General features: G+C 62.9%; 20 protein-coding genes and 6 pseudogenes. 14 read left to right on the forward strand and 12 right to left on the reverse strand.

Going from position 1 to position 25,688, the window contains the following annotated elements:
• From H7A12_14905 to H7A12_14915, 3 genes and pseudogenes are all read right to left on the reverse strand, one after another.
• On the reverse strand, positions 1 to 575 hold a 575-nt coding region (locus tag H7A12_14905), incomplete at its 3' end, for a site-specific DNA-methyltransferase (protein MCP5322086.1).
• A gap of 47 nt (positions 576 to 622) precedes the next feature.
• A pseudogene (locus tag H7A12_14910) lies at positions 623 to 3,563 on the reverse strand (DEAD/DEAH box helicase).
• Positions 3,560 to 3,763: a helix-turn-helix domain-containing protein gene (locus tag H7A12_14915; protein ID MCP5322087.1), complete on the reverse strand. Its 204-nt coding sequence runs from the start codon at positions 3,761 to 3,763 to the stop codon at positions 3,560 to 3,562. Before H7A12_14915 ends, H7A12_14910 begins: the two are co-directional and overlap by 4 nt.
• 607 nt (positions 3,764 to 4,370) lie before the next feature.
• On the opposite strand from H7A12_14915, the gene H7A12_14920 reads away from it, so the two are divergent.
• Positions 4,371 to 4,970: an AbiEi antitoxin N-terminal domain-containing protein gene (locus H7A12_14920; protein ID MCP5322088.1), complete on the forward strand. Its 600-nt coding sequence runs from the start codon at positions 4,371 to 4,373 to the stop codon at positions 4,968 to 4,970.
• A gap of 193 nt (positions 4,971 to 5,163) precedes the next feature.
• Here H7A12_14920 and H7A12_14925 read toward each other — a convergent pair whose 3' ends face one another.
• The 5 genes and pseudogenes from H7A12_14925 to H7A12_14945 all read right to left on the reverse strand — a co-directional run bounded on the left by H7A12_14925 (position 5,164) and on the right by H7A12_14945 (position 10,064).
• On the reverse strand, positions 5,164 to 5,346 hold the full coding sequence (locus H7A12_14925; protein ID MCP5322089.1) for a hypothetical protein: 183 nt from the start codon (positions 5,344 to 5,346) through the stop codon (positions 5,164 to 5,166).
• Between the two features lie 71 nt (positions 5,347 to 5,417).
• Positions 5,418 to 7,051: pseudogene (locus H7A12_14930) on the reverse strand (IS1634 family transposase).
• Between the two features lie 256 nt (positions 7,052 to 7,307).
• Complete coding sequence (locus H7A12_14935; protein ID MCP5322090.1) at positions 7,308 to 8,159, reverse strand: AAA family ATPase; 852 nt, start codon at positions 8,157 to 8,159, stop codon at positions 7,308 to 7,310.
• Positions 8,156 to 9,637, reverse strand: coding sequence for a transposase (locus H7A12_14940; protein ID MCP5322091.1), 1,482 nt, complete (start codon positions 9,635 to 9,637; stop codon positions 8,156 to 8,158). The genes H7A12_14935 and H7A12_14940 overlap by 4 nt, the downstream gene beginning before the upstream one ends.
• A 76-nt stretch (positions 9,638 to 9,713) precedes the next feature.
• Positions 9,714 to 10,064, reverse strand: coding sequence for a hypothetical protein (locus H7A12_14945; GenBank protein ID MCP5322092.1), 351 nt, complete (start codon positions 10,062 to 10,064; stop codon positions 9,714 to 9,716).
• Positions 10,065 to 10,516: 452 nt separating this feature from the next.
• On the opposite strand from H7A12_14945, the pseudogene H7A12_14950 reads away from it, so the two are divergent.
• From H7A12_14950 to H7A12_14970, 5 genes and pseudogenes are all read left to right on the forward strand, one after another.
• Positions 10,517 to 10,750 (forward strand): annotated as a pseudogene (locus H7A12_14950) (transposase domain-containing protein).
• Between the two features lie 11 nt (positions 10,751 to 10,761).
• Positions 10,762 to 11,308, forward strand: a pseudogene (locus H7A12_14955) (virulence RhuM family protein).
• Entirely contained in the window at positions 11,292 to 11,633 is a 342-nt protein-coding gene (locus H7A12_14960; GenBank protein MCP5322093.1) for a hypothetical protein, read from the forward strand. The pseudogene H7A12_14955 and the gene H7A12_14960 overlap by 17 nt, the downstream one beginning before the upstream one ends.
• Positions 11,630 to 11,965 (forward strand): hypothetical protein, encoded by a 336-nt coding sequence (locus H7A12_14965; GenBank protein ID MCP5322094.1) that lies wholly within the window; start codon positions 11,630 to 11,632, stop codon positions 11,963 to 11,965. The genes H7A12_14960 and H7A12_14965 overlap by 4 nt, the downstream gene beginning before the upstream one ends.
• A pseudogene (locus H7A12_14970) lies at positions 11,962 to 13,032 on the forward strand (DEAD/DEAH box helicase). Before H7A12_14965 ends, H7A12_14970 begins: the two are co-directional and overlap by 4 nt.
• Positions 13,033 to 13,192: 160 nt before the next feature.
• On the opposite strand, the gene H7A12_14975 reads toward H7A12_14970, so the two are convergent.
• Positions 13,193 to 14,515: an IS1182 family transposase gene (locus H7A12_14975; protein MCP5322095.1), complete on the reverse strand. Its 1,323-nt coding sequence runs from the start codon at positions 14,513 to 14,515 to the stop codon at positions 13,193 to 13,195.
• Between H7A12_14975 and H7A12_14980 the strand changes: the two are divergent.
• The 4 genes and pseudogenes from H7A12_14980 (at position 14,514) to H7A12_14995 (ending at position 16,901) form a co-directional block, all read left to right on the forward strand.
• A pseudogene (locus H7A12_14980) lies at positions 14,514 to 14,951 on the forward strand (S49 family peptidase). The gene H7A12_14975 and the pseudogene H7A12_14980 sit on opposite strands and share 2 nt — an antisense overlap.
• Complete coding sequence (locus H7A12_14985; protein ID MCP5322096.1) at positions 14,951 to 15,112, forward strand: hypothetical protein; 162 nt, start codon at positions 14,951 to 14,953, stop codon at positions 15,110 to 15,112. The pseudogene H7A12_14980 and the gene H7A12_14985 overlap by 1 nt, the downstream one beginning before the upstream one ends.
• 267 nt (positions 15,113 to 15,379) lie before the next feature.
• Complete coding sequence (locus tag H7A12_14990; GenBank protein ID MCP5322097.1) at positions 15,380 to 15,640, forward strand: helix-turn-helix transcriptional regulator; 261 nt, start codon at positions 15,380 to 15,382, stop codon at positions 15,638 to 15,640.
• The gene (locus H7A12_14995; protein MCP5322098.1) at positions 15,621 to 16,901 is read left to right on the forward strand and encodes a type II toxin-antitoxin system HipA family toxin; all 1,281 of its coding nucleotides are present in this window, start codon (positions 15,621 to 15,623) and stop codon (positions 16,899 to 16,901) included. Before H7A12_14990 ends, H7A12_14995 begins: the two co-directional genes overlap by 20 nt.
• Here the strand turns inward: H7A12_14995 and H7A12_15000 are convergent.
• The 3 genes from H7A12_15000 to H7A12_15010 form a co-directional block, all read right to left on the reverse strand.
• On the reverse strand, positions 16,871 to 17,377 hold the full coding sequence (locus tag H7A12_15000) for an N-acetyltransferase (GenBank protein MCP5322099.1): 507 nt from the start codon (positions 17,375 to 17,377) through the stop codon (positions 16,871 to 16,873). The genes H7A12_14995 and H7A12_15000 overlap by 31 nt on opposite strands.
• 38 nt (positions 17,378 to 17,415) lie before the next feature.
• Positions 17,416 to 18,393, reverse strand: coding sequence for a DUF808 domain-containing protein (locus H7A12_15005; protein MCP5322100.1), 978 nt, complete (start codon positions 18,391 to 18,393; stop codon positions 17,416 to 17,418).
• A gap of 517 nt (positions 18,394 to 18,910) precedes the next feature.
• Positions 18,911 to 21,259: a pyrroloquinoline quinone-dependent dehydrogenase gene (locus H7A12_15010; protein ID MCP5322101.1), complete on the reverse strand. Its 2,349-nt coding sequence runs from the start codon at positions 21,257 to 21,259 to the stop codon at positions 18,911 to 18,913.
• Between the two features lie 429 nt (positions 21,260 to 21,688).
• Here H7A12_15010 and H7A12_15015 point away from each other — a divergent pair, with 429 nt between their 5' ends.
• From H7A12_15015 to H7A12_15030, 4 genes are all read left to right on the forward strand, one after another.
• Positions 21,689 to 22,756 carry a TIGR03617 family F420-dependent LLM class oxidoreductase gene (locus H7A12_15015; protein ID MCP5322102.1) on the forward strand — a complete coding sequence of 356 codons (1,068 nt, stop codon included), beginning with the start codon at positions 21,689 to 21,691 and terminating at the stop codon, positions 22,754 to 22,756.
• Positions 22,757 to 22,973: 217 nt separating this feature from the next.
• Positions 22,974 to 23,546 carry a TMEM165/GDT1 family protein gene (locus tag H7A12_15020; GenBank protein ID MCP5322103.1) on the forward strand — a complete coding sequence of 191 codons (573 nt, stop codon included), beginning with the start codon at positions 22,974 to 22,976 and terminating at the stop codon, positions 23,544 to 23,546.
• 78 nt (positions 23,547 to 23,624) lie between these two features.
• Entirely contained in the window at positions 23,625 to 24,677 is a 1,053-nt protein-coding gene (locus H7A12_15025; GenBank protein ID MCP5322104.1) for a VCBS repeat-containing protein, read from the forward strand.
• A gap of 133 nt (positions 24,678 to 24,810) precedes the next feature.
• Entirely contained in the window at positions 24,811 to 25,686 is an 876-nt protein-coding gene (locus H7A12_15030; GenBank protein MCP5322105.1) for a transketolase, read from the forward strand.
• Positions 25,687 to 25,688: the final 2 nt, after the last annotated feature.

The following is a 25,688-nucleotide window of genomic DNA, read 5'->3' on the forward strand; positions in this document are numbered from 1 at the left end:
CATAACAGAACGGCGTGGTTTGGACGGTTACCTGTGCGGCCGTCTTCGAGCTTGAAGCTGTAGTTGCTGAAGTTCTCGCCGCTCTTGGTGTAGTACTGATCCTTGTTGGCCCAGTGCAGCATCACCTCTTCGCCTGCGTAGGGGATGGCGTAGGTGTCGCCTTTGTAGCGGCGCTGGCTGATGAAGTCACCATCTTGGTAATAGCGCGAGAAAAAAGTGAGCAGGTGCGAGAACACTGCGTTCTCGTGTTCGCTGCTGCCTGCGGTCGCATCCTTCAGCCGGGCGCGTAAATCCTTGACCTTGGGCAGGTCGTCGGGGTTCGCCCCTAGCGCCTGTGCCTGCTTGATCGCTTCGTCCAGATCGGCCTGCAACTGCTGGGCACTGGCGGTGCTGCCAGCGGACAGGGCAGCCTGCACCTTCTCGGCCAGCCGGTTTTGCAGGTAGTCGTTGACCTCATCGGCACGAGCATTGAGGATGCGGTAGATGCCGAAGTCGAGTTCCGGGCGGTCGATCTGGAAGATCTCGCGCAACTTGGCGACGAGCTCCCGGAACTTTGGATTCTGTTTATTGGTCATGGTGTGCCCTGATCTCGGAGTTTCTGATTTCTTGGTGAATAGATGCTTCAGGTTACCTGCCAGCGGATGCTGAACAGGGTCTCGTGGCTGGTTTTTTCTTGCAAGCGCTGCTGAAGCGAGGCAATCAGCGCATCGCGCTTGGCGATGATTTCGTCTTCCACCTCAAAAACTTCTTGCCGTTGGCGACGTTGCTTGCGCTCTTGCTCAGCCAGTTCGCGCTGGATGCCGTCTTGCTCCTGCAAGGTGGCGGCCTTGCGGGCATCGCGCTTGAGCTGCGCGATGCGGGCTTTGGTGTTCTTCAGGGCCTCTTCGGCGGCCAGCAGCTTGTCGTCGGCCCAGCGTTCGAGCTTGTCGCGCTCTTCATGGAAGAGGCGCTGGTTGGCCTCCAGAACTCCTGAAATAGTAGCTGCTACCGCTTGATGGCTATTGGCTAGAAGCGTTTTTGGCACAAATTCTTGTAGGGGCGCTGGCTTGGCTGCGGCGGGAAGGGCCATCAGCTTTTCGCAGGTTTCCTGGTCTAGTACCTGACCATCGTCGGTGAGGCCGGAGAACAGCAGCGCCTCGGTGGTCTCGAAGGCGGTGACTTCCAGCCGGGCCAGCGTCAGCCAGCCGGACATGCCGCGCAGTCTCTCGATGACGGAGACCCGTGCGCCGTGTTTGCCATAGTCGAGCTTCAAGGTGGCGACGGGCGTTGCCGCATTCAGGCTGGTATCAATGCTCCATTCCCCCAGCGGGTGGCTGAGGCGGTAGGCGTGCGCCAGCATGTCCGGCTGGGCCGCACCACGAATGAGCTGGTAGCGGCCGGTGGCGATTCCAGTTGGCGGCGTGCTCAGAGAAAACGCGTAGGACTGCTCGTCGAAGCGCGCGCGGCCGCCCAATGCAAAGCAGGTGACACCCCAGAACCAGCGCCCCAGCTTGTCGAGCCGCGCTTCGGCGTCTTGAAGACGCAGTTTGAGGCGGTCGTGAACGTCCTCATCGAAGTTCTCCAGCAATTGGGACTGGGTGTCTTTGATGCGGTCGGCAATGACTTCTTCCAGCTCAGCTTGCAGGGCGTTGAAGGCGGCTTCGATCTGCTCGGGCTGGCGACAGGTGTCGTAGATCTGGAGGATGCGTTTCTCGAAGTCGAGGCCGCCTTCAATGCGACCCAGCACTTCATCGCTTGCACCGAACACACCGGAGAACAGGTTGAATTTTTCGGTGAGCAGTTCCAGCACACGCTGGTCGGCCTGGTTGCGGGTGTTCAAGAAGTTGATGACCACCACATCGTAGCGTTGGCCGTAACGGTGGCAGCGGCCAATGCGCTGTTCGACTCGCTGCGGGTTCCACGGCAGGTCGTAATTGATGATCAGCGCGCAGAACTGCAGGTTGACACCTTCGGCAGCCGCTTCAGTGGCGATCATGATTTCCGCGCCGGTGCCGTCGTCCTTGCGGAAGTGGTCGATCAGCGCGGTGCGGCGATCCACCTGCGGCGAGCCGGTGACGCGATCCGTGCCTTTGTACTCTTCGAGCCAGCGTTGGTAGATGACGGTGGAGTCTTCATGATTGTTGGTGCCGCTGAACAGCACCAGCTTGCCTGCGTGGCCGTTGGCGGAGAGAAAGCGGTGCAGGTACTCCTGTGTACGCTTGGATTCCGTGAAGATGATGGCTTTACGTGGCGCACGCAGCTCGGCCATATTGTCGAAGCCCAGAGCGAGCCCCTTCAGAAGCGCCTGGGCCTTGGTGTCGGTTTTCAGAGTTTGAGCGGCATCGACGAACGCGGCCAGCTCCGCAATCTCGGCGGTTATGGCAGCGCGGACAGCATGCGCATCTTTTGCAGCGCCCGGCTTGCCGTCCTCGGCTGGCCCGGACGCAGGGGCTTCGGTGTCTTCGTCGCCCTCGCTGGCTTCCTCTTCCAGGTAGTCCTGCTCCAGATCGTCCTCGGCAATGAGCTGTTCGACCAGTTGGCTGCCGTCGTCTTCCGTTTTGTCTTCCGTTTTGTCTGCCGTGAGCAAGCCCTGCAGGCGCTCGCGGATGGTGACCAACGTGGCAGCGACGGCGTGCGAACTGGAGGCCAGCAGCTTGCGCAAGATCAGTGCCGTGAGATGGCGCTGCCGTTTGGGCAGGGCGTAGGAGTCTTCCTTTTGCAGAAAGGCCGAGATGCGCTCATACAGCGCCTGCTCATCGTCGGTGGGGTTGAACGGCTGGGTGAGCGCCTTGCGTTCGGTGTACTTGATGTACTCCAGCACGTCACGGCGGAGTGTGCGTTTGGCGAAGCTGGCAAGGCGCTCGCGCAATTCGTCCAGGCCCGTCCCGCTGTTCATGAACTGCTTGCGGAAGGCCGTCTTCGTCGCCGAACAGGTGCTCGTCGATCAGCGTCGACAGGCCGTACAGCTCCATCAGCGAGTTCTGCAGCGGCGTGGCGGTGAGCAGCAGCTTCTTGCGGCCTTGCAGTGCGCGCTTGAGCGCCTGCCCGGTGCGGTTGCTGGCGCGGTGCGCGTTGCGCAGCTTGTGCGCTTCGTCGATGACCACCACGTCCCAAGGCACGGCACGCAGCTCGGCTTCCAGTTTGGCGGCGAACTGGTAGGACATGATCACGACCGCCTTGCCGACCAGCCGCTGCAGTGTGGCGAGCATGTCGCCAGCGGACTGCTTGCGCAGAGAAACGGCATCCACCACGGTGGTGGGCACGGCGAACTTGTCGTGCAGCTCCTGCGCCCATTGCTTGCGCAGGCTCGCCGGGCAGATGACGAGGAGCCGACGGCGGCGTTCAGCCCAGTATTGGCAAACCACCAGCGCGGCTTCGATGGTCTTGCCCAGCCCCACCTCGTCAGCCAGCAGTACGCCTTCCTGCAATGGGTTCCGAAGGGCGAACAGCGCCGCCTCGATCTGATGCGGGTTCAGATCGACGCTGGCATCGAACAGCGATTGGGAGAGGCGATCTACGCCATCGGCGGCGTGTCGCCGCGTCAGCTCGTGGGCGTAGTACTTGGCATGGTAGGCGGTAATCAATCGGAGTCCTCCGCCTTCTTCGACTGGTCGGCTATCCAGCCGTCGATGTCCGTTGCCCGGAAGCGCCATGTCCCGCCGACCTTGAAGGCCGGTATTTTCTTGGCTGCCGCGAGTCGGTAGATCGTCCGCTCCGTTACCTTCAGGTATTCGGCAACATCCTTGATCGTCAGAATTCCGCTTTCGCTGGTGTTTTTGGGCATGGAAGGGGCCAGTCGGATGATTGGTAAAGGACGACAGGATAGTGCAAAAGTTTCCAACTGGCGACCAAAAGCGACCGAACTCGGAAGGTTTGTCTCCTACTTGGTAGGGGATGGATTGCCTCAGTCAAGCTGAGTGCGACGCGCTTGCGCACGGTCTCAGGCGCGGGTGGCCAAATCGTCGAATCCACGCCCCCAAGGCGAAGGCGTTACTATCTGGCTCGGATTACGGACGCGGGTTCGGTTCCGTGTTCCACCACCAATACTGAAGCCCCAACTGTTATCAGTTGGGGCTTTTTCTTGTCTATTTGCGCCAGTTCCCGCGTGTTGTTGTGAGTTCCTGCGGAAGCCTGCGGACTTCGCCAGCCGCCCGCACTGGCCGTTCCGGGCCACATTTCACTCTCTCCTGGCCATTCCTCGCTCCGACCTCGCTCCCTGGAACTGGCCCTGAAGTCCGCAAAGGCCGCAACGCAGACCCATACAGATCAAAGGGTTACGCGCGAACGAATCAAGCGGTTGGATTGCAGCATCGGGGAGCAGAGAAACCACATTGGTTGTGTTCTGTCGGTATATATTGACAACTGCCGACGTAATGCAACATCATGGTGGCATGGAAACTTCGCACCAGACCATTCTCGATCTCGCCGCTCAGCGCGGCCTCATACGCCCGCGAGATCTCGACGCGCTGGGTCTGCCCAGTGTCGCCCTCACGCGGCTGGTTCGGCAGGGCCTGCTCACCCGCGTGGGTCGCGGTCTGTATGCCCGTCCAGATCGCAGCGTATCCGAGCATGGCACGCTGGCCGAGGTGGCACGCAAACACCCGCAAGCCATCGTCTGCCTGCTGTCGGCTCTGCGCGTGCACGACCTCACCACGCAGTCGCCATTCGAGGTCTGGCTCGCCATTCCCAACAAGGCTCGTGCACCGAAGATGGATTACCCGCCGCTGCGCATCGTGCGCTTTTCTGGGGCTGCACTGACGGATGGGATCGAGGAGCACCTCATCGATAGTGTGCCGGTGCGGGTGACCAATGTCGCCCGTACCGTGGCGGACTGCTTCAAGTTCCGCAAGAAGATCGGCCTTGATGTCGCCCTGGAGGCGCTACAGGAAGGCTGGCGTGCCAAGCGCGTGAGCATGGATGAACTCTGGCGCTATGCCACCCTGTGCCGCGTGGCCAATGTGATGCGCCCATACATGGAAAGCCTGTCATGAATGAATTCAATGTGGCTGAGCATGACCACGGTAATCGATGGCGAGCTGATCACGCTTTCTGATGGTCTGCAGCCGTGATGTGATATTGCGAGGTGTCCGGCATTGGCGCTGCCGGTGTCGACCGCGTTTTGGGTGCGACGCAACCGCAGCGCCCGGCGGCTGCGAGGCGCTGTGGCGACGGTCTGACGATGGCTCAGAAGACCGGGTCGGACGGCTCGTCGGGGATTGTGAGGGGCAGTTCGAGCTGGGTGCGCTCGGCGCGCTGGGCGGCGTACTCAGCGGCGGTGTGGCGATGGTGGCGACGGATCTGCACGAAGTAGCGCGACTCGAAGGCGCGGATCACCTCGTAGAGGAAGTCGAGGATGTGTGCCCCCAAGTTCCGCAGCTAATCACGCAAGTGTTTGATTTGACTTGGTGACGTAAGTCAAAAATGCCACAACAAGCGCTTCAGGCGGGTGCTTTGACGGTCAAGGCCTCGAAGAGTTGGAGTTGCTGGGGTGTGATCTTGCCAATACCGGTCAGGTGTTGCGTGCCGATAGTGACGCGGTGCTGCTGGATTCGCCGCAGCAGCTCCAGCGCGGTCTTCGGGCTGTGGACGCTGCCGTGCTGCTTCAAGCGCATGCGCATCACCCGATACAGCAGCAGCGCCGGGAAGCAGATCAGCGCGTGCGCGCGGATGCGATCCGGGAGGCGGTGGTACACCGGTGCAATCGCAAGGTCGCTCTTGAGCACCCGGAAGCCGCGCTCGATGTCGGCGAGTGCTCTTGTAGCGCTCGACGATCTGCGCGGCTGTAAAGTCCTCGACATTGGTCAGCAGTACCAGCTTGCCGTCGAAGGTCTCCGCGCGTGCGATGGCCGCCTCGTCGAGGGTATAGCTGAAGCGCTCGGCGTGGTATTGCGGCTTCACGAAGCGAGTCAACTCGGCCTCGGCAACGGCTTGCTGGAAGCGGCTGTAGGCACCGCGGTCGCTGGCCTTGCGGCCGCGTTCGGTGAGGCCTTTGTCCTGCGCGTCGAGCTTGGCGACAAGCTGGTCGGCGAAGGCTTCCAGTTCGGCGATGCGTTGGTGGCGGCTGGCCGTCTGCTCGGCCGCTCGGGTCGGATCGTGCGCGACCACCAGCCGGTGCTCGGCGAAGCGGCCTTCGGCCAGACCCTCGCCGAAGCTCATCGCATCGAGCGTGCCGCCCAGCTCTGCGTAGCGCCGTGCCGGCACCGCCAGATGAACTGCAACTTGCGCTCGGTCTGCCGGGCCAGCTCGCCGATCTGGGCGATGTTGTCCAGACTGAGCAGACCGCGGTCGGCGACCGGGATCACCCGCTCGACCGGGAAGCGCGCCAGCACCTGTTCGAGCATGGCCTTGAGGGTGGCGGTCTCGGCAACGTTGCCGGCATGCACGGTGTGCATCAGCGGCAAACCCTCGGCCGACTGCACCACGCCCAGCACGAACTGCCGGGCGATGCCGCCAGTTTCCTTGTTCATGCCATAGGCACGTACATCCTCGGGAACATGGCCCTCGCCGTGGATGCGCACCGTGGTCAGATCGTAGAACACCACCGACAATTGCTGATCGAGCATCGGCCGCAACAGCTGGGCCACCTTCGCCTCGACCTTCCCGGCGCGATCCATCAGCGCATCCAGCGTGCGCAGCAGGTGATCGTGCGAGACCGCCTCGGGCATGCCCGGGATCGCCACCGTCTCCAGCCATTCCAGACAGCCGAGCTTGGAATCGGGTGCACACAGGCGGTTGAACACCATCGCCCGCACCATCGCCTCGGCATCGAATGCGCGGCGCGAGGAGCGCAGGGCCTGACGTACGGCATCGCCCAAACCCAGACTCGACCACAGTTCATTCAGGGCATGCACATCGCCCAGCGCCCGTGCCGAGTCGTACTCCGGCACGGGTGCCGAGATCGGCACGCGACCGAGCGCACGCTGCAAGCCGTGGATGAGTGGATCGAGTTTCTTGCCGTCCAGCTCATCCAGGCGACCGAGGTTGGCGACCACGCGCTGGCGCACCCCGGCAGGTGGGTGCGGAAGCCTTCGACGAGTTGCAGGTAGCTCCGGCCGCCGGAGCGGGTGATGATGCGCGTGTACGTGTGTCAACGCTATCACATGCCAACCCGCCATTAAAGCCATCAAAACGTTAAGGCGTGACACAACACGATTGTCTGGAAATCGGGCTTGCGGCACGCCCAAGTCGTTGAAATCATGGAGTGTGGCTAGCGGCGACCCCGCCAAAACCGGGCACGAAGTGCGGAACTTGGGTGTGCCGCGCCCTCGTCGCTGAGCTGCTCGGGGAATTCGATGGGGTGGTGCCGGGACGATTTCATGGTTGCCGGCTCAAGCGCTGGTGAGCCGGGTGCGGCGCGTGCCGGCGGATTGCCCCGGGGGCGTGAACACCGCGAGGTACAGCTTCTCGTCGAGCTGGACGAGCTCGCGCTGCGCGGCGGCGGCGAGCAGTTCCGCGGCCATGGTGGTGAGCGCACGGTAGTTACCCATGGCGTGGTCGCAGACGGTGTGCATCAGCTCGGGTGTCATCAGAGCGGGGGCGCCGGCGCTTGCGAGCAGGTGCTTCAGGCAGGCCAGCAGTTCCTCGCGGCTGGCGTACTCCAGCGAGAGGCGTGCGCGGATGCGCGAACCGAGCGGCAGGAGTTCGTCGCGGCGCAGCAACTCGTTCAGACGCTGGTCGCCGGCGAGCACGACGCTCAGCAGGCTGCGCGAGTCGAAGTGCGCCGAGGCGAGCAGGCGCAACTCCGAGAGCACGAGCGGGGCGACCTGTTGCGCCTCGTCGATCAGCAGCACGGGGCGAAGCCGCGTGCTCTCCAGATGGGCGATCCAGCGGGTGCGCAGCGCCTTGAAGCCCATCCAGCGGTTGTGCGGGCGCAGCTCCACGGCGAACAGATCACCGAGCTCGCGGTAGAAGTCGGCGAGGTTGGCGCTCGGGTGCGTGAGTGCGGCGACGGTCAGATCCGGCACGGGGGCGAGGCGCTCGGCGATCAGGCGCAGCGCCACGCTCTTGCCCGTACCGACGTCGCCGCTGATCAGCGCGAAGCCGCCTTCGCGCACGAGCGCGTGCTCGATACGCCAGGCGAAGTTCTCCACCGCCGGCGTGAGGCGCAGCGCCTCGGTGGGCAGTTCGGGCGAGAAGGGATTCCACTTCAGACCATAAAGGGCGAGCAGTTGCTTGTTCATCGCAGCGGATCCTCGGCAAGGGGTGCGTCGTTGGACAGGGGCACGTAGGCCGGGGGCAGCCCGGTGGCGGCATACTCGACCATGAGCGCGCGCAACAGCGGCGCCATGGGGCTGTGCGCCGGCGGGTCGGGCAGTATTGGCACCGTAGGCGTGCGCACTGCGTGCAGGCGCCTCGCGGCGCTGGCGTGAGCCGTCTTGTCCAGCGGGTAGAGCGCACAGATCGGCGTCCCGCTCAGCGGATCGATCAGCTCGACCGTGCGCAGGTCCCAGCGCGCGTAGCGCACCGTGAGCCGTGCGAGGTGGCGGTAGCGCGAGGGCACCTCGAAGCGTGTGCTCTCGAGCGAGAACGTGCCGTCGGAGCGCCGTTGGGTGCGCACGGCTTCGGTGCGAAACGCCTGGCGCAGCCGCTCGCTCCCGGGGCACTCGCGTCCGACATCGGTGCCGTCGCCGTAGCGTGCCAGCGGCGAACAGCCGAGTTCGCTGTGAGAACGGCGGTTGTACTCCATCTCGACCCAGGCCTGCGTGGCCTCGTTCAGCCGCTCGAGCGTGAGCTCTGCGCAGCCCTCGAGCATCGCCATCAGGCGCGACTCCACGCTCGCCCAGAACGTCTCCTGCTTGGCGTTCTGGTACGGCGAGTACGGCAGCGTGGTCTCGTGCACGATGCCGAGCGTGTGCAGCCCGGCCGTGACCTCGGCGGCCAGCATCGGTGCGCCGTTGTCGGTCATCAGCGCACGCGGCAACGCGCGCTTCTGCAGCGCTTGCGAGAGCCCGTGCACGAAGGTCTCGGCCGTCTCGGCCAGATACCACTGCAGGTGGCAGGCAAGACGCGAGTGGTCATCGATCACCCCGAGCAGCACGGGTTTTTGCCACACGCCCGTGCGGCTGAGCACCGGGTGTGTGCCGTGGTGGAAGTCGGCGTGCCAGAGCGCGTTGGTGTGCGCGCTCTCGTAAGAGCGGACCTCGACCCGCGCGAGCCGTTCGCGTGCTTCGGCGCGAGCGGCGCTGTCGCGCACGGATCGCCGCGCCTGGCGAAACAACCCCTGCGCCGCAAAGTAGCGGCGCACGCTCGCGTACGAGGGCGCCGCCCCGAGTGCCGGATCCTCGCGCAGCCGTACGGCCAGGTTGTCGTAGTGCAGCTGCACCGTCCAGCTCGGGTGCGCGTGGTACTGGGCGTACAGCAGCGCACCGATCGCCGTCGACAGGCTGCGCTGGCGACCGGCATCCTTGCGCACCCCGCGGCGTAGTGCCGCCACCGGATCCGTGCGGGCGTTCTTCGCCGCGTAGTACCAGCGCTCGATCGTCGAGCGCCCGAACCGCACGGCCTCCCCCGTGACCGGGTGGCGCCAGTGTCGGGCCGCCAGCTGCACCAGCGTCTGCTGCAGCGCACCCGGCTCGGGCGGCGCCGCCAGCAGCGGACCGATGATCATGAAGCGCAGCCGTGCCCAGCGGTCTCGATCGCCCTCGACCGTCCTGCCCATGCGAAATCCCCGTGCGGTGAGTGTATGCGCAGCCTACGCAGCTCCTCCGCCTCGCGGCACCCGCATCGTCTGCGGGTCATCCGCGCGCCCTCACCGAACGCGACAGCGGTGCGAGCAGCCGCAGCAGCCCCACCACCGAAGTTGCCGAGAAGGCCTCACCCCAGCGTTCCAGCAATCCGCGCGGCAACGCTTGCTCCTCCACTGGCGTGGCCAGTCGTGCCCGGATCGCCGCCCACGGCGCACTGGCTGCGAAATCTCTCCGCCACCACCGTCGCCAGCGCTCGAGCGTGCGCAAACCGACCCCGATACGCTCGCACAGTCGCTGCCGGTGCCGCTCACTCAGACCCTGTGCCAGCGCACACGCCAGCACCACCACGGCGCCCGCAAACACCCGGCGCCCCAGAAAACGCACCGACGACGGCGTCATGCGCCGTCGGCACCCGTCGCGGGCACAGCAGAAACTCAGGCGTCGCACCCCGTCCGGCCCGAACAGCGCACGCGGCACGCCGCGCGGCTTTGCGCGGGTAGTCGGCGCGATGCAGCGGCGCACCGCACGCCGGACAGCCGCCCGCGCTCTCCTGCTCCGCCGGTCGTGATCGATCAGCTGCAAAAACCGCCAGAAGCTGGCATCGCGTAACAGGGCATGGCACATTGGAGTGGTCTCGCATTCTTGGTCGAACACGAGACAACCCCCTCGGAGGGCTTCTTGCAAGCTCTTCGAGGGGGCCTTGCTTCCGCTCCTCGCCAACCGTGACAAAAAACGGCCGGAAATCCCTCAGATAGTCTGGTCAGGCTCACTGGATAACCGCCACCCGCTCGGCACCGACCTCGGTCCAACAGAAGAGCCAATTGCGCTGTTTATGGGAAGCTTTCCATAACAGAAAAGCATGGATGTTCTCGGACACGCCTGCTGGCGCACGCGCCAGTGCGTTGGTCTACTCGCTCATCGAGACGGCCAAGGCCAATGGACGCGAACCGTACGCGTGGCTGTGCCTTGTGCTCGAACGCCTGCCACTGGCTAAAACCGTCGCAGAAATCGAAGCGCTGTTGCCGTGGAATGTCCATGACCAGGATTTAGCCATGAACCTGCTCGCTCGTGAACAATGGGGTTGATGGATCGGATACAGAAGATCACTGACATCTACGCCACGGCGCTGGACTACGACACCACAGCGACGGCCACGAAGCGTTTTTTGCAGCGGTGCAGAACAAGTTGCATTACGCCGTTCACGGGCAAACGGCCGCCGAGGTGATCGTGGATCGGGCGGACCACCAGAAAGAAAACATGGGCCTGACCCACTGGGAAGGCGCACCCCACGGCAAGATCCACAAATACGATGTATCCCTCGCCAAGAACTACCGGTCGGAGTTCGAGTTGGCGCAGATGCAGCGTATCGTGTCGGCCTATCTGGACATGGCTGAACTTCAGCCCATGCGCCGCATCCCCATGACCATGCAGGATTGGGAGGAACGCTTGAGCGGCCTCCTGGACTCTGGGATCGAGACATTCTGCAGGATGCAGGCAAGGTGTCTGCAGAAATCGCCAAGGCACATGCCGAAAGCGAATTCGAGAAATACCGCATCGTGCAGGATCGGTTGTTTGAGAGCGATTTTGACCGCTTGCTGAAACAGATTGAATCCGGCAACACGCTGGATGGCGACAAGGAATAAGGCGATGGCCGCCAAGAAAGCCATCAGCGATTACAAGAAGGCACTGGGCCAGCCCGAGGGCCTGGCCGAACTCACAGTGTTCTATTGCGAAGAGGTGTTCGACTTTCTGGCCGGATGCGGCATGGACGACGAAGGCTTCTATGACGCGCTGTTGCGGATGTTCGAGCAGGCACTGAAATATGTGCTGACCTTGCCCGCCGGGCAGAAGGCCACATTCATTGCCCGGCTGGACCGGGTGCGCCAACTGGGGCAGAACGTCGGCTGGGGCGTGGGCGATGACTTCGATCACTTCTGGTCCGAAGCCGGCTTGGTAGGTGAGGAATGAAGAAAACCGAGAAGGCTGTGCTGGGCACTTGGCGCATCACCGGTATGGAAGTCTGGGATGCCGACTACTTTGATATGGATGCCCCGGCGCACATCACGCTCCGCGACGATCTGACCGGCGCGCTCCAGTTCGGCCAGGTGCAAGGCGACATCGATGCGCGTGTCAGCAGCGTGGACGGCGTGGCGCGAGTGGAGTTTTCCTGGTCGGGTGCCGATGAGAACGACCCGATGAGCGGGCGCGGTTGGCTGGAGGTGACGGGCGATCAGGCGCAGGGACGCATCTTCATCCATCTGGGCGATGACTCAGCCTTCACTGCGGTGCGCGCGGGATGAACGGCCCGGAGGTCGATCAGGCTTTGGAACTGAAAGCCCTCCAGGCCGAAAACGCCCGCTTGGTCGCACTGCTCGAATTTCATGGGATCGAATGGCGGGTGCCGCCACAGCCAATCACCGTGGCTGCTCCAGAACCAGAACCATCCCGCCTTTCCACGGCTGAAAAGGTGACGCTGTTCCGCCGCCTGTTCCGCGGGCGCACTGATGTGTACCCTATCCGCTGGGAAGGCAAGACCTCTGGTAAATCAGGCTATGCCCCAGCCTGCGCCAACGAGTGGCGCGCCGGTGTTTGCGAAAAGCCGCGCATCAAATGCGGTGATTGCAGCAACCGCCTGCTGATCCCAATGTCCGATTCAGTTATCTACGACCATCTGGCTGGTGAGCACACGGTCGGCGTTTATCCGCTGCTGGAGGATGACACCTGCTATTTCTTGGCTGTCGATTTTGACGAGGCCGACTGGCGCGACGACGCCCGCGCTTTCATGCAATCCTGCCATGAACTGGGTGTCCCGGCTGCGCTGGAAATCTCTCGGTCTGGAAATGGCGCGCACGCGTGGGTGTTCTTTGCATCCCGCGTTTCCGCCCGTGATGCCCGGCGTTTGGGCACGGCGATCATCAGCCATACGTGCTCACGCGCTCGGCAACTGAAGCTGGAATCCTATGACCGCCTGTTTCCGAACCAGGACACGATGCCCAAAGGCGGCTTTGGCAACCTGATCGCCTTGCCGCTACAGAAGTGGCCTCGCGAGAGTGGCTGCAGCGTCTTCGTCGATGCCGATCTGCGCCCGTATCCGGATCAGTGGGGTTTCCTCGCCTCCATCCAGCCCATGGCCGCACACGATATCGAGCCGACCATCTTGCGGGCCACGGGCGGCGCCCATCCGCTGGACGTCACCTTCATCGATGATGAAGACTTGGCCACACCCTGGAAGCGTGAGAGCACATCGACCAAGAATCTGGCAGGGCTAGTGCCGAAGTCGTTGACCGTGACGCTGGCCAACCTGATCTATTTTGAGAAGGCCCAACTGCCGCAGGCACTGGCCAATCGCCTGATCCGCCTAGGAGCCTGCGCGGCAGAAGGGAAATCACATTGCCGAGAAATTCCAAGCGCACTTTTTGAAGCAGCGGACGCGGCGATGTGGAGGAAATGACCTGTGCGGCACGTACCTGATGACACATGCCCAAGCGTGGCAGTGGCCTGAGGGCGAGTTTTCTCTCTCTTGCCCCTCATGCCCACGCTGCCATCCGCCTCAAGTTCATCGCCAGACACACCAGTTTCCATTCGGCCCGTACCTTCTCCACGCCACGAAAACTGAATTGCCGGAATCCCAACACCGATTTGATCCAGCCGTTGGGTGCTTCCACGATGGCCTTGCGACGGCGGTACGCCGCCTTGCCGGCTTCACTGGCTAGCGTTTGCGCCATGTCCGCGGTGTGCGGGTATTTTTGTGCATCCACCTGCGCTTGTTCGCGCCCTTCTCGCCCCAGTGCCACGATGACCTCACAGGGCGTGTGTGCCAGCGCGGCCAGCGCCGCTTCACTGCGATAGCCGGTGTCGGCCAGAACCTGCTTCGGCAAGGCCCCCGTCGTGCGCTGTACCGCGTCCACCATCCCCGGCAACTGGCCACTGTCGGCGGCGCAGTCGGTAAGCTCTGCCGCCACGATGATCTGACGCTCGGCATCCACCGCCGTCTGCGCGTTGTAGCTGTGGTCGAAGCCGCCGTTGGACTGCTTCATGATCCGGCTCTGCGGATCGGTGAAGCTGGTCTGGTCGCTGTCCTCGGGCACGCCGAAGTCGCGTTTGAACGGTTTGCCTTTTCTCGGCTTGCCGTCGGAATCATGCGGCTTGCGCTCGTCGCCTTCATAGCGCCCGCGTGCGGTATCGGCCTCGCGCTGCTGCGCTTCCAGACGCGCCTTGCCGGCCTGGATCGCCGCCAGCCGCGCTTCGCGCCGCGCGATCTCGGCCGGCAGATCGTGATCGGGTTCGCTCGCCTCTGCCGCGTCCGTGGCGCGGGCGCGCTCCAGCAGCGCCGCAATCTCTTCCTTCAACTCCACTTCGGCCTTGAGCATCCGCCCATAGCTCATCGCCTTGTGGCGCGAGGCGTTGGCCTTCACCTTCGTCCCATCTACCGCAATCGTGCCCAGCTTCACCAGCCCGCACTCGCGCGCCAGCTTCACCACCTGCACGAACAAGGCCGACAGTTCCTCCAGATGCAGCGCACGGAAATCGCTCAGGGTCCGGTGCGCCGGGAAGTTGCCCGCCGCCAACACACGGAACGCCACGTCGTCATACAGCCGACGCGCCAGCTTGCGCGAGGAGAACACCCCCGTCGCATAGCCATACAGCAGCACCTTCACCATCATCTCCGGGTGAAACGGCTGATTGCGTGGCCCGCCCTTGGCGTAACGGGCGTGGAACGCCGACAGGTCCAGCGAGGCCACGGTGTCGGCAATGAAGTACGCCAGATGCCCTTCGGGCAGCCAGTCCGCCGCCGACACCGGCAGCAAATGCCCTTGATCAGGGTGATACGGAAGGTAGGAAGTCGTCATGTCGCAGTCGTCGCCCATCGTCGTCATGCCATTATTGTCGCCTATCAGAGCAGCGTTGGGCTTCTGCCGCGCAGGCTCCTAGGACGGTCTGCATTACACCGCCGTGTTCGCAGGCAACCACAAGAACGATTTCTCGCCGCACGGGCCGCTCACCCCGCAGGCCAGCACCGCTTTGCAGGCCGAAGTGGATCGGCTTTACGCCATCTTCGCCACGCAGGTCACGGCCATGCGCTGGCTGGATGTGGATGCTGTGCGCACCGCCGGCCTGTGCATGAACGGCTCGCATGCGTGGTTTGAACGGCACGGTCTGGACTTTCGTGCCTTTCTGCGTGAAGGGCTTGATGCGCAAACGCTGCTGGCCACGAATGACACGATGGCGCTGCGGGTGGTGAATTACGCAAAAGTGCACGCGCGAACTCGGCAGGAGAAGCACTGATGGGTGGCAGCAGCAAGAAGCAAACCGTCGGCTACCGCTACCGCATGGGCCTGCATCTGGTGCTGTGCCAAGGGCCGGTCGATGCCGTGCAGGAAATCCAGATGGCGAGCGCACGGCGTGAGCCTGACCAGACTATTGGCTGCAATTTTTGCGGAGATTGATGCCGTTATTCTCCGCAAAGAAAAGATAGTGGCGCAGTTCGGACATGGGACAGGCGAACTGCGCCATAAATTGGCTCGGTTCTGAAAACCGCGCCATATTGGGTGTAAATAGCTATCAATTTGGAATCGAGAACACCACTATTTCCCGATCGGGAAACAAAAGGCAAGTTATGCCCTAACCACACTGAACATTCCCGATCGGGAAATATCGTTTGCACATAGTCCGGTTGTGGTTGATAATTTCCCGAACGGGAAACTGAACAAGCCATGACATCCATTCGATCACCTCAACAACTAGGGCGTGCACTGCGTGCCGCTCGCAAGCAACTCGGGCTGACCCAGCCCCAGTTGGCGCTGGCAGCTGGGGTGGGCGTGCGCTTCATTGTCGATCTTGAAGCAGGCAAACCCACCTTGCGGCTGGAAAACGTGCTGCGGGTCATTGATGCCCTGGGTGGTGAGGTCCAGTTGAGTGGATTGCCATCTGATGCTTCCGACACTCAACGAGAGGATGACGGCCATGGCGCATGAGCTGGAAGTCTGGCTTTTCGCCGATCGTGTCGGCACGTTGGCCTTGGTCGATGGGCGACTAAGTTTTTGCTACGCACCCGATAGGCTGTCACACAAAAACGCCGTTGCCTTGTCCGCCTCGCTGCCCCTGCAGGCGGAGCCGTTCGACGATCGCAAAACGCGCCCGTTCTTTGCCGGTCTTCTACCCGAAGGGCAGATGCGCCGCCTGATTGCGCAACAGTTTCAGGTGTCTGACCAGAACGACTTTGCGCTGCTGGACCACATCGGCGGCGAATGCGCCGGAGCCGTGACGTTCCTTGAGCCTGGGCAGGCTTTGCCTGTGCCGAACCGCAGCGATGGCGTTCAATGGCTGAGCGACGAGGAAGTCGTGGCCATTCTGGATGAATTGCCGCGTCGCCCCATGCTGGCAGGCAAAGACGGCTTGCGGCTTTCCTTGGCCGGTGCCCAAGACAAGTTGCCCGTGGTTTTCGATGGTGCGCGCATCGGGTTGCCCCGGGGCGGTACACCCAGCTCCCATATCCTGAAACCGGCCATTCACGCCGTCCCCGACAGTGTGACCAACGAGGGATTCTGCATGGCACTGGCTGATGCCATGCGGCTCAAGCCGGCGAAATCAAGAATTCACCAGGTATTGGATCGCTCCTTTCTGCTGGTTGAGCGCTACGACCGACTGATCGATACCCAGGGGCACCGGCAACGGCTTCATCAAGAGGACTTTTGCCAGGCACTGGGCGTGGTGCCCGAAATGAAATACCAGAATGAAGGTGGCCCGGATCTGGCGCAGTGCTTTGATCTGGTGCGCAGTGCGACACGCCCCAGTGCGCCGCAAGTCCTGCGACTGCTCGACTACGTGATTTTCAATGCGCTGATTGGTAATCATGATGCGCACGCCAAGAATTTCTCTCTGCTGTACTCAGCCAAGGCTCCCGTTCTGGCACCGTTTTACGACACGCTCTCGACTGCTGTGTATCCAACACTGACGCAGAAGATGGCGATGAAAATCGGCAGCAAGTACAAGTTCAGCGAAGTCCAGGCGCAGCATTGGGAGCAGTTCGCCGAAGGCGTAGGCTTTACCAAGGCGCAGGCTAAACGGCGCATTCTGGAGCTGGCAAAGTTACTGCCTGCGACGGCGCGCAAGCTCCAGTCTGACCCCGGACACAGTTTTGCTGGCAATGCCGTGGTTGAGCAAATCAATACCTTGATTGAACAACGCTGCGCCCTGACCTCGCTTCAGCTTGTGGCCTCGAACGCCAGGTGGTAGGTGACGATGCCGCGCGGCGTCATCGGTCCAAGGGGCAACGCCTGGAAATACTCAGGTGGCACACCCGGGAGAACCAGGTCGGGGCTGGCGCGAAAGCCGAAGCGGCCGTAATAGCTCGGGTCACCCAGCAGCACGCACCCCTGGGCGCTCTGCTGCCGCAGGGCGGCCAGTGCTGCCTGCATCAGAGCGGAGCCAATGCCACCGCGCTGGCGCGCGGGAAGTACCGAGATCGGGCCCAAACCGAACCAATGCGCGCTGCCATCACTGATGTTCACGGGTGACAGCGCCACGTGACCGACCAGCACGTCATCGATCTCGGCCACGAGGGAGATCGAGAGCGCACCCGCGCGTCGCAGTGCGTTCACGACGTACTGCTCGGTATGACTGGTGTGTGTCGCACTCAAAAAGGCCGCAACCGTGACGGTCTCGATGGCCAGTACATCCGCTGGCACTTCGTCTCGGATTTTTGCTGGCATGGGTACCCCCGCCTCGATTCAAGGCCAGCAGCCGGATTTCACGCTTGCCGCATGCGCTGCGCCATCTGTACTGCACCCAGTACCAACAATCCTGCCAAGGCTCCGACGACGGCGTTGAGCCCATTGCTTGCGAGAGCCTGCCACAGCCACCCCATGCTGCCCTGAGCAACGGCTTGTGCCGCGCCTTCCACGGCATGGTGCAAAAACTTGATGCCGTGCACCAGGATTCCTCCCCCCACCAGAAACATGGCTGCGGTGCCTGCGATGGCCAGAAATTTCATCAGCCAGGGAGCCAACGCCAGCAAGAAACGCCCGAGCACTTGTGCCGCAGCCTGGGGTTTGCGACCCAACCAAAGGCCCAAATCGTCGATCTTGACGATGCCTCCCACCAGGCCGTAAACCCCCACCGTCATGAGAACGGCAATGGCGACCAGAACGGCCACCTGTTGCACGAAGCTGGCCGCAGCGACCGTGCCCAGAGCGATGACGATGATTTCCGCCGACAGGATGAAATCCGTACGCACAGCGCCTTTTATCTTGTCCTTTTCCATGGCAACCAAATCCACGCTCTGGCTGGCATTGGCACGAGCGTGCTGGACGTGAGCCGCTTCGTCATCCGCCTTGCTGTGCAATAACTTGTGCAGCAGCTTTTCTGCACCTTCAAAGCACAAAAACGCTCCACCCAGCATCAACAGTGGCGTGATCAAGCTGGGCAGCAATGCGCTGATGAGCAAGGCGGCGGGAACCAGAATGCATTTGTTGATCAGCGACCCCTTGGCCACCGCCCACACTACGGGAAGCTCTCGATCCGCACGCACGTCCGCAACCTGCTGGGCATTGAGCGCCAGGTCATCACCGAGGACACCGGCTGTCTTCTGGGTCGCCACTTTGGTCATGGTCGTGACATCATCGGCGATCGCTGCGCTCTTCTTGGCTGCGACTTTGGTCATGAGCGCCACGTCATCGAGAATGGCGGCAATATCATCAAGCAAGGTCAACAAGCTGGCACCAGCCATCGGCGGATTCCTGTACAAAGTGGCGAGTCGGCGAAATCCGCCGGGGTTCCACGCAGCGTAAGCGGTCAAACGAAGACGTTATATCTTTCCGTACGCCAGTATTGACCTCGTGCGATCGTGGACACAATCGCCGGCTCGACGATCGTGACCACGTTGCACGTCACATCCAGGCCAAAACGCAGCCCCGAGTCGTTCACCACCGCATCGCGTACCTTCTGCCTGCGTGTGCAGGTAATCGACTGTTCGGGTGGCGGCGAGCTTGCCTTCGAAGCCGTCGAGCAGGCATACACCCACATCGGATGCCGCCCGGGCACTGGCGCACCGCGCCACACCCATGAACTCAACCTGCCAGGGCGGCGTGCCTGGTCGCTGGCGCACCACCCGTACGTCGTGCTCTACACATCGAGCGCCCTGAACAAATCGACATCTGGCGCGTGTTGCATGGTCAGAGCGACACACCGGCGTGGATGCACGAACTCGACACGGTGTGACGGCGGGCCAACCAACGCCTTCACCGTTACTGCGGCAGTGCAAAAGCGATCAGATAATCCCCCTGCCTGGTACCCAGCATGGCGGAACCGCCAACAGCGAATACGACGTACTGCCGTCCGTTCTCCACGTAGGTCATTGGGGTTGCCTGCGGCCCGGCAGGTACATCTGCCTGCCATTTGAGCGCGCCCGTCTGGCTGTCGAATGCACGAACCCGGTTTTCGGCGGCGGCGCCGATGAAAGTCAGGCCACCCCGCGTGACCAGTGACCCACCGAAGTTGGGCGTGCCCAACGTCACATCGATTCCGAGAGACGACTGGTCACGGGTGCCCCCCAACGGGCGCGACCAGAGACGCGTCCTGTCCTTCAGATCGAAGGCTTCCAGCACCCCCCAGGGCGGCGGCGTGCACGGGATGCCCAGCGGTGACAGAAACATTTCGAGGGCCACACCATAGGGTGTCCCGGCCTGTTCCTGGTAATAGCCCTGTTCCTGCAACAGCTGCTTCTTCCGCTTGCCCTCGGCGATCGCCTCTTCCTTCTCGCTGTGGGGGACCAGCGTCCAGATCTGGGCGATGCGGTTCGAGTTGACGAACAACCGTTGTCGTTCCGGATCGATCGACACCCCTCCCCAGTTCACGCCACCGACGGATGAGGGGTAGACCAGCGTGCCCCGCACTGAAGGCGGCGTGAACATCCCTTCATAACGGGTTTCGAGGAAGCGAGCGCGGCACCACACCTGATCGAAGGGCGTAAGCCCCCACATGGAGGCTTCCGACAGTTCGGGCGGTACGAGCGACGGCAATGTCGTCGGAAACGGTTGCGCTGGCGCCAGGATTTCACCCGGCACCGCGCCGCGCGGGGTTGGCCGCGTCTCCAGCGGCGTCACGGGCTCACCGGTTCGTCGGTCCAGCACGAAGAGCTGGCCGCTTTTGGTCGCCTGTATCAGCGCAGGGACCTTTCCCTTCGGCGTGTCGATATCCACCAGCGTTGCCTGTGCTGCGATATCGTAGTCCCAGATATCGCGATGCACGGTCTGGAACGACCAGCGCGGACGCCCGGTCGCGACATCGAGCGCGGTCACCGAACTGGCGTAGCGGGCCTTGTCATCGTCCTTCAGCCCGCCGAAGAAATCGGGGGTGGCATTGCCCATGCCGACATAGACCAGCCCCAGTGCCGCATCGCCACTGGCCACGCCCCAGGCGTTCGGCGCCCCGCGCGTATACACCTGCCCCAGCGCCGCAGGTGGCGCATCGGGCGCGACGGCCGGATCCCACGCCCAGCGCAGGACGCCCGTCACCGCGTCATAGCCCCGGATCACCCCGGAGGGTTCGTCAACCGATGCGTTGTCCTTGATCGCACCGCCCACGACGATGACGCCGTTCACGATCGTCGGCGGCGACGTCAGGCCATAGTAGCCAGGCAAGACCTCGCCCAGCCCTTCGTGCAGGTCTATCGCTCCGTTCCTGCCGAAGGATTGGCAAGGTGCTCCGCTTTGCGCATCGAGGGCAACCAGCTTCCCGTCGATTACCGGCGCAATGATCCGCTGCGGACATTCCGCAGCACCGGGTGCCTCATGGTAAGCGACCCCCCGGCAGGTAATCGTACTCATGCCAGTCATGTCCGGCTGCGGATCATGGCGCCAGCGTTCCGTGCCCGTCACCGCGTCCACGGCGATGACGGTACTCTCGGGGGTGCAGACATACAGCGTCGAACCCACCTTGAGCGGCGTGGTCTCAAGCGCTGGGTGATTGCCCTGCTTGAGATGGCGCAGCGCGCCCATACGCATGACCCAGGCCACTTCCAGCCGGCTGGCATTGGCCGTCGTGATCTGATCGGCCGGAGAAAAGCGACTCGCGCCCAGATCGTTGCCATAGTGCAGCCATTGCGCCGCATCACCGTGCATCGCCGTGCCCTGCGCCAGCGTGGTATCGGCATTGCCCGAATGGTTGTTGTGGAAGGCAAACCAGCCCATGGCAGCAATCGCGACAACACCGCCCAAAATGCCTGCGCCCCAACGCAACGACGTGCGATCACTCGCCGCCGGCGCGCACCCCACGAGCCACCACGGCGCCCATGCAACCACGCCGACCACGAGCGGCACGCCCACACGGGGCAGGGTCAGCCACAGATCGATACCCGTCTCACGCACCGCCCAGATCAGCGTCAACAGAACGACGCCGAGATAGACGAGCAAACCACGACGCCGCCTGCGTGCCACCAGCACACCGGCAAGAACGGTTCCAAGACCCGCTGCAAGGTAATAGGCCGTGCCACCCCTAGACATCAGCCAACCGCCCGCGAGGCTGAGCGATATCCCGTACGCCAGAACGGCCAGACCGACGACGGCGGCAAGGATGCGGTTCGGTTCCTTGTTCAATACACGCACCTCATCAGGTATCCCGTGCCATCCTTCGATAGCATCGCCGGGTTGCTGGCATCCATCGCCACACCTGCAAGCCTGGATGCAGCTGCGCGTGGTGTTGCCCGATGACCAGCCAGCCCGACTGAAACTGCTCGGCAGCAGTATGCTCGGGTAAAACCAGCTTTGCCAATCGAGGACAATTCGCCGAACCACGCCCCGCCTGATGGCGTCATTGCAACGGGGGCAACGCAGAGTGCGAACTGCCACGCAGACCGGGCCAGCCTCCGCTACATTGCCGACCCGGCGCCCGACTGGAAACTGCGGAGACACCCCTGCGCAAGCGCGCACTGCGCATCCCTGGCGACGCGTCCCTGGTTGAGGTTTCCCGCGTCGCAACGATAAGCTGACAACAACACCCATATTGCCAACCAGGAGGCAAACCGCATGCGCGTCGGTATCGCCCTGATCGAAGGCTACAGCTTCAGCCGCGACCCCGAGGAACTCGGCTTCCGTGGCCTTGCCGCAAGCGCCAGACGGATCGAGGAGTTGGGTTTCGACGGCATCCTGTCGTCCGAAACGGCCGGCCATGACCCCTTTTTTCCCCTGCTGATCGCTGCCGAGCACACGAGTCACGTGGGACTCGCAACCGGCATTGCGGTCAGTTTTCCGCGCAGCCCGATGGTCACCGCGCAGATGGCCTGGGACCTGCAACGCCTGTCCGGCGGACGCTTTTCGCTCGGGCTCGGCACGCAGGTGAAGGGTCACAACGAGCGCCGCTACGCCACCCCGTGGACCTCGGCACCCGGACCGCGCATGCGCGAGTACGTGCAGTGCCTGCAAGCGATGTTCGAAAGCTTCCAGAATCCCGGCAAACCACGCTGGTTCGAGGGTGCACACTATCGCTTCTCGATGCTGCCACCGGTCTTTGCGCCCGAACCAATCGCACATCCGAAGATTCCCATCCACCTGGCTGCCGTGAACCCGTACATGGCGCGACTGGCCGGTGAACTGGCTGACGGAGTATTCGCACATCCGGTCATCACGGCACGCTACCTGCGCGAAGTCATGCTGCCGGCAGTGGAAAAAGGCACGCACCGGGCCGGGCGTGATATGTCCGAAATCGACATCATCGGCGCACCCGTCGTGGTCACCGGGCGCGACGAGGCCGAACTCGACGAAGAGCGCAAGCTGCTGAAACGACGCGTGGCGTTCTACGCATCGACGCGAACCTATCGTCGCGTGTTCGAGGTGCACGGTTGGCAGGAACTCGGCGACCGCTTGCACGCACTCTCGGTCGAGGGGCGCTGGGAAGACATGACGCGCCTGATCCCGGACGAGATGGCCGAGGAGTTCGCCACCATCGGCAGGCTCGAGGAAATCGGTGACCGCCTGCGTGAACGCTGGGGTGGATTGCTGACCACGCTGAACCTGCCGACCGATTACCCGCTGCGCACGCCCGAGGAGGCCAGGCTCGCACGCAACGCGGTCGAGACGTTGCAGCGCGCGGGCTGACAGCGAGTTGACCGCTTGTCGCCTGCTGCCTGCTACAATCCGCGCCTCATTGGGGAGTAGCTGCTCTTCGGCATCGAAGAGGCTTGCGTCAACACACTTGACCGGCAGGTCGTGGCGCAAGCGGTACTGGGGCTTGGCGAGACCATTGATCACGACGCATCCGATGTGGCCGGGATGAGTCGTGATCATTCGTCTGCCGCCGGGCCCGGATACTTCGATGGAACCATTTCTGGTCTCGACGGGAGTTGTTGCCCTCGCCGAGGTCGGCGACAAGACCCAGTTGCTGGCCTTCGTTTTCGCCGCACGCTTCAAGAAGCCGCTGCCGATCATCCTCGGCATCCTCGTGGCCACCACCGTCAACCATAGCCTTGCCGGCGTGCTCGGTACCTGGATCAGTGCCAACGTGAGCGCGGACGTACTGCGCTGGGTCCTCGGTCTCTCGTTCATCGGCATGGCGATCTGGACGCTGATTCCCGACGAAATCGACAAGGACGACACCACGGCCGCCACTCGTCTCGGCGTGTTCGGAGCCACGCTCGTGACGTTCTTCCTCGCCGAAATGGGCGACAAGACCCAGATCGCCACGGTGGCCATGGCCGTGCACTTCGGCACACCGCTCCTGGTTGTGATCGGTACCACGCTCGGGATGCTGATCACCGACGTTCCTGCCGTCCTTGTCGGTGACCGGTTGGCAGCCAGGATTCCGATGGGACTCGTCCATTCGATCGCCGCTGCAATCTTCGCGCTGCTCGGCGCGGCAACCTTGCTCGGCACAGGTCCGGACTCCTGAATCGGAGTGCCGGTATCAAGTTTGCGCCCGACTGGCCGATCACGTGCTGCATGAATCCCTTGCCGCACGGGTGTGCCCATGAAGATCGACAGCGCCGACATCCAGATGACGAACCAGCGCCACGCGGTCGAACAACGCACCACGCAAGAGACGCTCAGGATGTGGGTGGGCGAGCGCCGCCCGGATTTCGAGGGTGACGCCCCGGCACAGCGCACTGCGCTGCCTGCCGACACCGTGCGGATTTCAGGCGAAGCCCGAGCGGCAGCCGAAGCCACATCGACCATGGGTCCGGATCTGGATGCAGACCTGATCAACGATCTGCGCTTCCAGTTGCTGATCCGGATGGTGGAGGCGATGACCGGCCGCAAGGTCCGGCTGCTGAAGGTGGAAGACACCCAGCCGCAGACACCGTCAGCGGCAGACATCCCGGATCCGCAGAGCACTGACCGGCAAGCGGCTGGCTTCGGCGTCGAATACGAGTATCACGCGACGCGTTTCGAGGCCGAACAGACCCGCTTCAGTGCCGCAGGCATCGTGAAGACGACCGACGGTCGCGAGATCCGCTTCGATCTCACGTTGCTGATGAGCCGCGAGCACCTGGAGCAGGTCGACCTCAGCCTGCGCGCAGGCGATGCCGTGCGCAAGCAGGACCCCTTGGTGATCAACTTCGACGGCACGGCGGCACAACTCACGGAAGGCAAGTTCAGCTTCGACCTCGACAGCGACGGCAAGCCCGATTCGATTTCCTTCGTCGGCAGCGGCAGCGGCTTCCTGGTGCTGGACAGGAACCACGACGGCAAGGTCAACAACGGCAGCGAACTGTTCGGTCCGGCCACGGACAACGGGTTCCTGGAGCTGGCCGCCCACGATCAGGACGGCAACGGCTGGATCGATGAAAACGACTCGATCTATCGGCAGCTATATATCTGGACCCGCGACAGCAACGGCAACGATCATCTCGGCACACTGGCCGAAAAGGCGGTAGGCGCAATCAGCCTGAGCCATATCGGCACGCGTTTCGACCTCAGGAACGTCGACAACCGGTTCGATGGCCAGATCCGTTCGAGTGGTATCTACCTCCGGGAAGACGGTGGCGTCGGCACGGTGCAGCAGATCGATCTCGCCGTGTAATACGACACATCAGTCGCTCGCGAAATTTGATGCAATCGCATGATGCGCGGCAACCGCGCATCCGATAGTCTGTGCCCAACGTCCCCTGGACGGTCACCATCTCTCCCATAGAACACCCAAAGGTACCGAGCTTGTGACGAAAATCCACCTGAACCATGTTCCCGATCTGATCGAAAAGGCCGGCGAGATCCGCAAGCACCTGTGTCGCTGCGCGCGTTACGCCGGCAATATCCACCTGGCCGGCCCGCTGTCAGCCACCGACGTCGCAGTCGCTGTGTACTACAAGTATCTCGGCTTCGATCCGGACAACCTCGAAGACCCGGGCCGCAACATGTTCGTGCTCAGCAAGGGGCACAACGGCGTGCTTCTTTACTGCATCTTCTGCGATATGGGACTGCACTCCTGGGACGAGTTGCTCAACAACTACAACAAGATCGGCTACAGCTTCGGCGCGCACCCCAACCGCAAGTACGTGCGCGGCATCGAAGTCTCCACCGGTTCACTGGGGCACGGCCTGAGCTGGAGCGTCGGCTTTGCCCACGCGAATCGCAACGAGGGCATCGACTCGCGCATCTACTGCCTGCTCGGCGATGGCGAAATGGAAGAGGGCTCGAACTGGGAAGCCATCATGTACGCGGCGTCGCACAACCTCGACAGCATCGTGGCAATCGTCGACAACAACCAGTGCTCGGCTTCGTTCATGGCCGGTGAGAACATCAAGTGGAATTCGATGGGCGACTGCTGGCGCGCCTTCGGCTGGGACGTGCGAGAAATCGACGGCACCAACATGCACGAGATCGATCGCACGCTGGCCGGTCTGCCGCCGGTGAATCTGCGCAATCCCGGCAAGCCCGTCTGCATCATTTCCAACACCACCAAGGGCCAGGGCGTGTCGTACATGACGGACCGCCCCTACGCATGGCACATCGGTGGGCTGGACGACGAGAAACTGGCCGAGACCCTGACGCTGATCGACCAATACACAGCAGAACAGCACAAGAGGACCTGAGC

This window comes from Pseudomonadales bacterium, from assembly GCA_024234165.1.
Classification (GTDB): domain Bacteria; phylum Pseudomonadota; class Gammaproteobacteria; order Pseudomonadales; family UBA5518; genus UBA5518.